The sequence below is a fragment of the Tardiphaga sp. 20_F10_N6_6 genome (genome assembly GCF_052076045.1).
Lineage (GTDB): Bacteria > Pseudomonadota > Alphaproteobacteria > Rhizobiales > Xanthobacteraceae > Tardiphaga > Tardiphaga robiniae.
In genome coordinates, this window is the sequence record NZ_CP197239.1 from 5,126,677 (window position 1) to 5,138,225 (window position 11,549).

7 protein-coding genes are annotated in these 11,549 nt (G+C 62.6%); 2 read left to right on the plus strand and 5 right to left on the minus strand.

What is annotated here, in order from left to right; translation table 11 throughout:
• Positions 1 to 3: 3 nt before the first annotated feature.
• A complete protein-coding gene (locus AB7813_RS24530; protein ID WP_439057149.1) occupies positions 4 to 564 on the minus strand; it encodes a LemA family protein in 561 nt (186 codons plus the stop codon).
• A gap of 330 nt (positions 565 to 894) precedes the next feature.
• Here AB7813_RS24530 and AB7813_RS24535 point away from each other — a divergent pair, with 330 nt between their 5' ends.
• A complete protein-coding gene (locus AB7813_RS24535; protein ID WP_441228610.1) occupies positions 895 to 3,780 on the plus strand; it encodes an autotransporter domain-containing protein in 2,886 nt (961 codons plus the stop codon).
• 280 nt (positions 3,781 to 4,060) lie between these two features.
• Here the strand turns inward: AB7813_RS24535 and AB7813_RS24540 are convergent, their stop codons facing one another.
• The 3 genes from AB7813_RS24540 to smc all read right to left on the minus strand — a co-directional run bounded on the left by AB7813_RS24540 (position 4,061) and on the right by smc (position 9,176).
• Complete coding sequence (locus AB7813_RS24540; protein ID WP_089262437.1) at positions 4,061 to 4,441, minus strand: COG4315 family predicted lipoprotein; 381 nt, start codon at positions 4,439 to 4,441, stop codon at positions 4,061 to 4,063.
• A 66-nt stretch (positions 4,442 to 4,507) separates the two neighbouring features.
• Positions 4,508 to 5,500: a small ribosomal subunit Rsm22 family protein gene (locus AB7813_RS24545; RefSeq protein WP_441228611.1), complete on the minus strand. Its 993-nt coding sequence runs from the start codon at positions 5,498 to 5,500 to the stop codon at positions 4,508 to 4,510.
• Between the two features lie 211 nt (positions 5,501 to 5,711).
• Positions 5,712 to 9,176 (minus strand): chromosome segregation protein SMC, encoded by a 3,465-nt coding sequence (gene smc / locus AB7813_RS24550; RefSeq protein WP_441228612.1) that lies wholly within the window; start codon positions 9,174 to 9,176, stop codon positions 5,712 to 5,714.
• 398 nt (positions 9,177 to 9,574) lie between these two features.
• Between smc and AB7813_RS24555 the strand changes: the two genes are divergently transcribed.
• The gene (locus AB7813_RS24555) at positions 9,575 to 10,495 is read left to right on the plus strand and encodes a hypothetical protein (protein WP_441228613.1); all 921 of its coding nucleotides are present in this window, start codon (positions 9,575 to 9,577) and stop codon (positions 10,493 to 10,495) included.
• A gap of 633 nt (positions 10,496 to 11,128) precedes the next feature.
• Here AB7813_RS24555 and AB7813_RS24560 read toward each other — a convergent pair.
• Entirely contained in the window at positions 11,129 to 11,380 is a 252-nt protein-coding gene (locus AB7813_RS24560) for a hypothetical protein (protein WP_441228614.1), read from the minus strand.
• Positions 11,381 to 11,549 lie beyond the last annotated feature (169 nt).

Here is an 11,549-nt window from a genome sequence, read left to right on the forward strand (position 1 = left end):
CGATCAGAACTTGACCTGCGGCACGGCTTCGACCTCCTTGCGGGTCTCGCCGAGGTCGAAGAACTCCTTCGAATGGAAGCCGAAGGTGCCGGCGAACAGAGCCGCGGGCATCTGCTGGATGCCGGTGTTGTATTCGGACACGGCATTGTTGAAGAAGCGGCGAGACGCCGCGATCTTGTTCTCGATGTCCGAGAGCTCGCTCTGCAACTGCTGGAAATTCGCATTGGCCTTGAGGTCCGGATAGGCCTCGGACAATGCGATCAGCCGGCCGAGCGCGCCGGAGAGCTGGTTTTCCGCGGCGCCGACCTGCGCCGGGCCTTGTGCATTCATCGCCGAATTGCGCGCCTTGACGACGTCGTCCAGCGTGCCGCGCTCATGCGCCGCATAGCCCTTTACGGTCTCGATCAGGTTCGGGATCAGGTCGTGGCGCTGCTTGAGCTGCACGTCGATATCGGCAAAGGACTGGTTGACCCGCTGGCTCAGCGCCACCAGCCGGTTATAGGCAGCAAATGCCAGGACAATCAGGACAACGATGACGCCAAGAACGATCCAGCCGGTCGACATGTAAGAACCCCCAAAAGAAACCATCAAACCCAAAGCCTAGCCGATCATGCGGCCGCAGAGCAGGGGCCGCAGGCACGTCGCGGCACAGATTGGTCGCGTTGAGCGTGGAATACGTTCAAAGACGCTCCTCCATCGCGCCCTGTCATGTGCGCTCCTCTGCTACAACTTTGAAAGGAGATGTTGTCGGTCTGCACCGTTGCGATGTTGCATCAGTCGACAGGAGACGTCAGCAGATCGCCTGCGGGTTAGCGTCGGTGCGCTATCCGTCATCCAGCCGTCATGCGCAAAACCTAATGAAACCCTAACCTTTGGGCTGGGGAATGAACTGTGATGTTGGAATGGCGTAACGGCGCGAGCCGGCTTGCGATGGGCGTGGTTGTGGCGGCGCTGGTCGCGCCGATGACGGCGGAGGCGGCATCGTTCACGGTGGCAAACGGTGCGAGCGACGCGTCCAAAACGCTAAACGGTACGGAAACTGGAACCGTGGAGGCCGGTGGCCTGCTGACCGGAGCAACCGCAATTACATGGGGTGTGACCGGCCCTCTTCCTTCACCTGCACCCGGCGTGACCATCGATAATTCTGGCACGATCACTGGTACCACGCGCGCTATCGGCACATCTGGCTCCGGAACGCCGCGTAATCTGACCCTGTGGAATCGTGCGGGTGGTACGATCACGGGCATTGGCAACGACGCTTTCCAAATCGGCAATGATATCGGAAACGGCACGGTCAACCTCTATAACTACGGCACAATCCTTTCGAACGGCGGTCAGGCGCTCGATTTTGATGCCATCTCCTCGACGACGGGGACGGTGAACATCGTCAACTTTGCGACCGGCGTGATCAAGAGCACTGCCAATGACGCGATCCGTCCTGGGCAGGGCGCGGTGGTGACGAACTACGGTTTGATCTATTCGGAAGGAGTAGTTGGTGCCAGCAATGACGGCATCGACTGGCAGGGTCATTCCGGCACTGTTATCAACAAGACCGGTGGCATCATCTCCGGCCTACGCCACGGCATCACCACCGATGTCGATGTGAAAGTTACCAATGAGGTCGGAGCGACAATCATCGGCCGCAACGGATCCGGCGTGGGATCCGACGGCGCGGGCACCGTAGTGAACTATGGCCGCATCACCGGCGCTTATGATGGCAGCGGCGTTGGTGACGGCGATGGCGTCGATGTCGATAACATTGCCAGCGTAACTAATTATGGGATTATCGAGGGGACGGGCGCTGCCGGTTACAAAAATGGCCTCGCCAACGCGAGCGAAGGTCTCTCCATCGGTGGCGGAACGATTCTCAACTATGGAACGATCTCCGGTGCCGATGCTGGCATCGTCGTGAATAACGACGGCAATCTCAACCGCAGCGGCCTCGCCGCAACCACGTTGACCAACTACGGAACCATCGTTGGCCAGAAGAGCTATGCGATCCGCATGGAGAACAAGCTTGGCACCGCAGCGGACAACGATACGATTACGAACTATGGAACGATCATCGGCAACGGCGCAATCCCGAACCCGAACGCTACGGTTCTGACCGATACCGGTACGCCCGATCCTGCCAACGGTACACTGAACGGCGTGACCTATGCTGCCGGCTCCGCCCGCTTCATTCGCGGCGACGGTTCGGCGATCCAGATGGGCGAAGGCGCCGACGTGCTGACCAATTACGGCACCATCATAGGCAATAACGGCCGCGCCGTGAACATGGAAGGCGGCAACGACACCGTCAACATCATGAAGGGCTCGCGCATCGTCGGCATCGTCGATGGCGGCGTCGGCACCGATACGCTGAACTACAACAAGGCGGGCCTCACCGACGCCAAGCGCGCCGCGTTGCAGGCCGGTCAGACCGTGAATATCGGCGGTACGCTCTATACGTCGTTCGAGGTGATCACCGGAACGTCGTCTTCGTTCGCGTCCTTTGCCAGCGCGGGCTCGTTGGGCGTCGCCTCGCTGTTCGACAATCTGCCGGCCACCGCCACCAGCAGTTCGGTGGTCAATCTGCTCGACAGCGTTGCCAGCTCGGCAGATGTCGGCGCGGCGCTGGCGCAGCTCACGCCCGCGGCCTATCAGGGCCTCGGCCGCATGACCATGAATGACGCGTTCCAGACGACCTCGCTGGTCGGCCAACACCTGACGCAGAACCGCCTCGGCGGCCTCGGCACCGACATGTCCGGTGTCGGCAATGCGCTGGCGATGTTCGACGGCGGCATGTTCGACAAGAATTTCAGTGCGGATCGTGCGCTGGCCGCGGTGACGGGATTCCCTGGCAGCGCAAGTTCTGCGCTGGCCGATGCCGGCTGGGGCGCTAATGCCGCCGATGCGATGGCCTATGCGCCGGTGACCAAGGCTCTGCCGGGTCTGCGCCCGGTCGCCGTCGCTGCCGAACAGGGCCTGTTCATCACGTCGGGCGCGAGCTTCGCCCGCGAAGGCGCACGCACTGACGCACCGGGCTTCAAGTCGAACACGGTCAACGTGCTCGCCGGCTACGACCGGCGCATCACGGACATCATCGTCGCCGGCGTGTTCGGCGGCTATGCGCTGACCCGCGGCGATATCGACAACGTTGGCAGCCACACCAAGATTTCGACCGGGACCATCGGCGGCTACGGCACCTATCAGGCGCCCGGCTGGTTCGCGACCGCCATGGGCCTCTATGGCTTCAGCGATTACGACACCACGCGCGTGGCAGTCGGCACGGCGAACACCGCGGCGTTCAGCGGCGATCACTATGCGATCCGCGGCACGGTCGGCACCGACCTGCGCGTCAGCGGCTGGGTTGTCACGCCGGAGATCGGCCTGCAATATACGCGGGTGATGACCGATGGCTTCGCCGAACGCGGCGGTGCGGCGGCCCTCGTGGTCGGCTCGGATAGTTCGGAATCGCTGCGCTCGAGCGTCGGCGCACGCTTCGCTTACGACTACGCGCTGAATGGCGGCGTGCTGACGCCGGAATTGCGGCTGGCCTGGCTGCATGAATTCAGCGACGGCGTGCGCGGCATCAATGCGAGCTTCGCCGATACCACGCTGCCGGGCTCGTTCATCACTTCGACCGGCAGCGCGCTGCGTGACCGCGGTGTGATCGGTGCGGGCCTGTCCGGCAAGCTTGCACCGCTCACGGTGCTGTCGGTGAACTATGATGCGATCGTCGGCAGCAACGATGCCGTCGCGCATCAGGTGATGGGCCGCATCCGGCATTCGTTCTGAGAGCGGGCTATCCGCAGGAAAAACGAGATTCGCAAATACCGAATGTAGGGGAGGGCGGTGCCATGCCCCTCACCCGACATCCGCGCTACGCGCGCATGTCGACCTCTCCCCGCGCAGAGCGGGGAGAGGTAAGCACGGCGCCACCTTCCTTAACCTCGCCCCGCTCTTTGCGGGGAGAGGTCGACCGGCGAAGCGCGCAGCGAAGCCGGTCGGGTGAGGGGCCTTGCAGTGAGCTAGCCGCAATCTCGCGACTAGCGGGTCGTTCCAGCGCAGAAGCCGCTTACGGCTTCGCCATATGCCACGCACCGTTCAAAAATCCGTCGCCATTGGTGTCGCCGGCTGCGGTGTCCTTCTTGAAGGTGTAGAGCGGCTTGCCTTTATAGGCCCACATCTTCTTGCCGTCGTCGCGCACCACGATGGTCATGTCGGCGCTTGGCTTGGCATCGTCCACCGCGAACAGCGGCGGCCAGTTTTCGGCGCAGGGGCCGTTGCAGGCTGACTTGCCACCGGCGTCCTTGTCGAAGGTGTAGAGCGTCATGCCCTTGGCATCGACGAAGGTCTTTCCCTTGGCGGTGTCGGCGGTCTTCAGCATCTGCGCCGAGGCGGCGCTTGAGGCGAGCATGAGAGTCAGAGCCGCGAGAGCGGCGAATGATTTGGTCATTGCAGCGTTACTCCTGATGAATTGCGACGCAGTCGCGTCAGGAGAACAAACGCCCGCCGTAGAGAATTATTCCGCGGATGATGTCGGTGAATCGAAAACCGCATCGCCCCAGTCGAGCTTGCGGAACTTTGCATACTTCGCCTTGTCGCGGCGTGGTGCGTTTGCGGCGATAACGCCTGCATTTGTGCAGAGTTTTGCTGCGATCGCGATCTTGGTGGTGAGCGGCTGCGCGAGCACGCGCGACGGCCGCTGTGTGACAGGCGTACGCGACAGCGCGACGTAAATAAATTTCTCATCCTCATAGGGAAGTTCTGCAGATTTGAGTTGTTTATGCACACGGGAGCGCTGCAGCCGCTGGCTGAAGTGGCACCAGTCCGGCTTCACCAGCGGACATGCATCGTCATGTGGGCAGGGCGCGATCACATGCGCGCCGTTCTTGATGAGCTGTGCACGCGCATCGAGAATGCGTTGATAGCCCGACGGTGTGCCCGGCTCGACGATAACAAGCGTATCACTGGTCTTCGTCCACATCGCCGCGACGAGTTTTGTCCGTGCGGCATCGTTGAGCTCATTAATGACATAGCTCGCAATGACGAGATCGGCGGATGGGGCATTGGCGATTGTCGCGGCAGCGTCGCCGAGCGTGTAGTTCATCGCGGGGATGCGGTGGCTGTCCTGCGCCAAACCGAGCGCCAGCGTGCGCAGAGCGGGATTGGCATCGAGCAGCGTGAACGCATTGAGCGACGGAAATGTCTCCGCGCAGGCCCATGTCGCTGTTCCCGGCCCGGCGCCGCAATCGAGCAGCGTGGTCGGTGCGAAGTCCGGTCGTGTCTCCTGCAGCGCATTGAGACTGGCGATGACCGCCGCATAGGTCGCGGGCATGCGGGCGAGCGCATAGGCCAGCGCGTCACTCTCGTTGCGGATGGTCGTGGAGCCGCCGCCCGAGCGATAGGTCTGCGAGATTGCATCGGAGCGCGCAGCCGCGTCGTTGCGCGAGAAGCCGTGCAGGCGGGCGTTGAGGGCGGCGGTGAGTTCGGCCGGGAGGTCGGGTGCGGTCATAACTCAAGCGCGCCCTTTCTTATCCCTCCCCCTTGCGGGGAGGGTGGCCGCGCGTAGCGCGGTCGGGTGGGGGTGCCACATACTCAGCGGCGCGTGGGGCACCCCCACCCCGGCCTCCACTTCGTTCGGCCGACCCTCCCCGTCTAGCGAAGCTTCGCTTCGCACGGGGGGAGGGATTACGCGGCCGTCAGCGTTTTAAAAACGAAGAAGCTTACGCCACTTCCTGATCGAGGATCTTCACCGCGTTTTCGAGATCCACCGACACCAGCTGTGACACACCACGTTCTGCCATGGTCACGCCGTACAGGCGGTGCATGCGCGCCATGGTGATCGGGTTGTGCGTGATGGTGATGAAGCGCGTTTCGGTCGAGGCGCACATTTCATGCAGCAGGCTGCAGAAGCGCTCCACGTTGTGGTCGTCGAGCGGCGCGTCGACTTCGTCCAGCACGCAGATCGGCGACGGGTTGGTCAAGAACACCGCGAAGATCAGCGCCAGCGCCGTCAGCGCCTGCTCACCACCTGACAGCAGCGACAGGGTCTGCGGCTTCTTGCCAGGCGGCTTGGCGACGATTTCGAGACCGGCTTCCAAGGGATCGTCGCTCTCGATCAGCTTCAGCTCGGCTTCGCCGCCGCCGAACAGTTCGACGAACATGCGCTTGAAGTGGCCGTTGACGATGTCGAATGAGGTCATCAGCCGTTCGCGGGCCTCCTTGTTCAGGCTCTGGATGCCGGTGCGCAGCTTCTTGATGGCTTCGACGAGGTCGTCGCGCTCGGTGGCGAGGCCGTTATGCGTGCCCTCGACTTCGTTGAGCTCTTCCTCGGCCCTAAGATTGACGGCGCCGAGACGCTCGCGGTCGCGGCGCAGCTTTTCCAGGTCCGCTTCGATATCGGCCAGATCAGGCAGCGTATCGTCCTGACGGACTTCAGCGAGGGCCGCGACGCCTTCCGGCTCGACTTCGAGCATGTCGCGGATTTCGCGCTCGATGTCCTCGAGGCGGCGCTTGCCGCTTTCCATGCGCTCTTCTGTGCGGGCGCAGGCTTCGCGGGCGGCGGAGAGCGCTTCCAGCGAGCCGCGGGCATCGCGGTCGGTCTCACGCATGGCGTTTTCGGCCGAGGCGAGGGCGTTGGCGGCAAGCTGACGGGCCTGTTCGGCGCTTTCGACTTCCGAGATCAGCGCGCGGCGCTTCTGCAGATAGAGCGCCGGGGCGTCTTCGAGTTCGGCGCGTTCGCGGGTCACTTCGGCGACGCGCGCGGCAACCGTCTCGATCTGCGAGGCGGCGGAGGTCTTGCGGTTTGCCCAGTCGGTACGCTCGGCGATGATCGCCTGCAGGCGGCGGTCGGCGAGTTCAGCCTCGCGGGCCAATGCCTGCGCTTCGGCGCGCACTTGAGCTGCGCCGCGGCGATGGCCTTCGATCTCGCCGCGCACACTGGCGAGCTGGGCTTCGGCGTCGGAGCTCTCCGGCAGATATTCCAGCGCGGCATGCGCGCTCTCATGGGCGGCTTCCGCTTCCATGCGATCGTTGGAGAGGCGTGACTGCGCTTCGGTCAGCGTCGCGCGGCGGGCCGCATGGCGGTTGATCTCGCGCTCGGCATTGGCATGGCGCTCGCGGGCCTGGTCGACGTCGCGGCGGGCATTGCGCAGCGCGTCGCGCGATGCGCCCTCGGCCGAGGCCGCGGACTTCAGTGCCTGTTCGGCGCTTTCCAGCGCTTCGCGCTTGGCAATGGCGTCGATCTTGGCGTTTTCCAGATCGGCTTCGATATCGGTCAGGCGGGCGCGCTCGGCGAGACGGCGGGCAGCGCCGGTCGGCGCATGCGCACCGGCCACGAAACCGTCCCAGCGCCAGACGTCGCCTTCCAGCGACACCAGCCGCTGGCCGGTCTGCAACTGCGAGACGAGGGCTGCGCCCTGATCCTTGGAGACGACGCCGATCTGCTTCAGGCGGCGTGCGAGTTCGGCCGGCGCATTGACATGCGAGGCCAGCGACTCGACGCCCGCAGGCAGCGCGGGATCGTTGGCGTGATCGCCGGCATTGGTCCAGCGCATCGGCGCCGAGGGATCGACCGGCGCGTCGAGATCGTCGCCGAGCACGGCGCCGAGCGCCTTTTCATAGCCCTTGGTGACGCTGACGCCATCGATGATCGGCGGCCACAGGTTCTTGGTTTCGCCATTGAGGATCTTCGAAATCGTGCGGGCTTCGGTCTCGAGCCGCTGCACCTTGCGGTCGGCGTCGTTGAGCGGCGCGCGCGAGGCTTCCAGCGTCTGCCGGGCCGCGATATGGGCGGCCTCGTTGTCGGCCACGTTGCCTTCGGCCTGCAGCAGGATTTCCTGCGAGGTCTCCATCAGGGCTGCGAGTTCGTCCAGATCGCCGAAGCCCGATGTCTGCGCCGTCAACGCCTCGATCTCGGCCTCGACGCTGGCGATTTCCTGGCCCAGACGCGCAAGCCGATCGGCCTGGCTGCGCACGTTGGACTGCAGCTGGTTGCGCTTGGCGGTCATGTCCGCATGCGCGGTGGTGAGTTCGGTGAAGGTGCGCTCGGCGGCGGCCAGCACGGCTTCGGCCTCGGAGACGCGGTCATCGACGCCGCCACGCAGCTCGACGCGCTGCATGATCTCTTCCTTGAGCATCGCGTCTTCTTCGTCGAGACGCAGCAGCGCGAATTCGGCGTCTTCCGACTGCTTCATCTCGCGCGCGACGTCGCTCTCGAACTGCGTCAGGCGACGGTCGAGCTCGGCGGCGCGCTCCTTGGCGCGCTCTTCCTCGCGGTCGAGCATGTCGCGGGCATTGGTCAGGCGCTGCAGGCCGGCGGCAGCGGCGGCTTCCGCCTCGCGCAGCGCGGGCAATTCACTGGCGCGGATCGCCTGGATGCGCGCGGCTTCGCCCTGTTCGCGGGTGCGTTCGGCGAGATCGCGGACATACTGGTCGTGCAGCGTTGCGGCTTCGGCATTGTCCTGATGCGCCTGCAGCCAGCGCAGGTGGAACAGCATGGCCTCGGCCTTGCGCACCTTGCCGGCGACTTCGCGGTAGCGGATCGCCTGGCGGGCCTGCTTCTTCAGGCCTTCCATCTGGCCCGAGAGCTGGCCGATGACGTCCTCGACGCGGGTGAGGTTGGTTTCGGCGGCCTTCAGGCGCAGCTCGGCCTCGTGGCGGCGCGCATGCAGGCCGGCGACGCCGGCAGCGTCTTCCAGCACGCGGCGGCGCTGCTCGGGCTTCGCCTGGATGATTTCGCCGATCTTGCCCTGGTGGACGAGGGCGGGCGAACGCGCGCCGGTGGCGGCGTCGGCAAACAGGATCTGCACGTCGCGGGCGCGCACGTCGCGGCCGTTGATGCGGTATTGCGACCCGGCTTCGCGCTCGATGCGGCGGGAGATTTCGAGGATTTCGGCGTCATTGACCATGGCCGGCGCGGTGCGATCGGTATTGTCGATCGTCATCACCACTTCGGCGTGGTTGCGCGAGGCGCGGTTGCCGGAGCCGGCGAAGATCACCGCGTCCATGTCGGCGGCGCGCAGCGACTTGTGCGAGGTTTCGCCCATCGCCCAGCGCAGCGCTTCTACCAGATTGGACTTGCCGCAGCCATTGGGGCCGACAACGCCGGTCAGACCGGGCTCGATCATGAAGTCGGTCGGTTCGACGAACGACTTGAATCCGTGCAGGCGCAGGCGCGTGAGTTTCATGGATACGGTACTCTGGTTAGCCGACAGGCCACTTTATTCAAAAAGCCCCGGCAGAGCGCGAATCCCCCAGCACGAACAATAGCATAAATGCAGCTGCCGCGCGGGTGGAGACTCGCTAGTCGCGGCTCTCATTGGCCCGGACAATGGCGAGACGAGGGCAGTCGCGCAACCGCGGAACCCGCTTTTCCCAAGGGTTTTGCGGGGGATAGGTGGGGGAGGGCGTGAAAAAGGGCTTGTTTTAAGAGGGATGCGGGAGGAAGGCCGTCGCTTGAGTGACCTCGACGCAGTTGAAGCAACCCAGGTTAGCTAACCGGGAGTGTCTCCCGGTCTTGTTAGATACCTGCCTAGTGTGATTGTTTTTTTATAGCTACGCTACCTCTGAGGGTGGAGGGGGGGAAGTGGAAGAAACGATTACGTTGTATCTCGGTCTGAAGGAGGGCGAGAAAGCCGACTTTGAGATCGTTGGTCGAGCAGCTGCGGCCTTTGCGGAGGCGGTTAAAGAGATTTCCTACATTCTAGAGCCTAGCCTAGAAGTTCGCCTCGAATTCGACAGCGGCACCGAAGGCAGCCTTAAGCTCAAGGCGCTATTAAAGTCGCTAAACAGCGCCGACGGCCGAAAAGCGGCTCTGATCTCCGTTGTCGGAACAGTTGGCATTATGCTTGTGAATGATGTGCGCGGGTACGGCACTGGGAAGCTGATAGATGCTTTCCTTGCGACGGATCAGCGCAAGGAACTAACAGATGATGACGTAGCTCGGATTGCTCGAGCTGTGATTGATATTCGGAAGGGAAAAATTGCCAAAGCGCCAGTGCAGCAGATGTACAAGCAACTGGAGCGAGATGCCAATATCGAGAGTGTTGGAGCAATAACCAAACCTGACGACAAGCCTAGTCAGCCGGTGCCTCGTTCAGAATTTTCAGAGAGGGCTGGTCTAGTCCCGCCAGTCGAAACCTCCGTCAGAACTCGCACTGCACCTTCAACCGAACGTCTAACGCTAATAAGTCCAGTGTTGTTAGTCACCGAGAGAACTTGGCGATTTCGTTCGCCAATCGGCGAGTTTGGTTATGTCATGAAAGACGAAAAGTTCTTGGACGATTTGCTTCGAGGGCGGCGCCATCTAGGGATGAAGCAAGGGATCCAGATCACCGCAAAAATTGAAACAAAGGAGGAATTTGAAGGAGGAGTTTGGGTGCCAAGACACCGCGATATTATCAAGGTGGTTCGGGTGCATAGGGAGCCAGAAACGGAAGACTTATTTGCGCAGCCTAAGAAGGCCAAAAAGGCTAAGACCAAGTCCCGCAAGACCAAGGAGCCATAGTGCCTCTCTGCCGAGGTAGTGGCGCGTCAATTCAAGCGCTGCATAGGTCACTATACAAACGACGATCGTTTCTATTGCGATGATAGCTTTGTTTGCCTTCAACGTAACCATGCCAAGTCCGCAGCGATGATCGAGCGTAACCAAGATGGAGACGAGCGCAATCTGTCACTAAGTCCTTTCGGACAATATGGCTCTCTAGAGTAGCTTCTTACGCAGATATGGCGGCGCAGGGACTTGTCCGGCGAAGAAATTTTCGAGCGAATTACAGGGCGCTATGTGCCACGCCGCAGCCGCCGCACGTCTCAGACGTCCCGCGCATATCCATTCGGACGGCGCTGCTGCGGCGCGCCGAGCACGGCGATGCAGAGGCCGAGAAATGCCAGGCCGATGATCTCGCAGATGAAATTTTCAAACATGATACGCCCCTCACGCTAATGGGACGAGAATGCGGAGATGGCGCTTAAGCGTTCCTTAACGCGCGTTTACACCTGGAATCAGGGTTAATCCGGGGGCGCGTCATCCGTTCAGATCCGGCAGACGCGTGGCGCGGCTATCGCTTCGCGGCTGCTGCCGGGCTGCTACCGCAGGTCTGCTGTCGCAGGGGTGCTATCGCAGGGGTGCTATCGCAGGGTGTCAGCGGGCGTGAGTCTGTGCGCTGTGCGGCATCGGGATTTTGGCCTTCAGCGCGGCTTCGCCTTCGGGCGTGATGCAATAGCGCACCAGCGAGCCGGCCTGGAGCGCGATCCAGGTCTTGGCGACCATCTTGGACAGGGTCTTCGGCCCGGCAGGCATCAAATGCGGCGCAAGCAGGCCCGGCGTATCGCGCAATTTCTGAAGCGCGGTGCGCTCGACATAATGCGGCAGGTGGCTGGCGCGTGTCGGCATGGGGCAAGTCTCATCGGGTTGGACGAGGGGGACTGAACTATTCTTTTGGGTGAACTACGTGAACGCATGAGCGCGGCTTCAGTTGCATCCGGCATCGAAAAAATGCCCGGCGGGCACTTGACAGTTTTCCTATAAGATTATAATCAAATCTTATCCGGTTCGCGAGGGG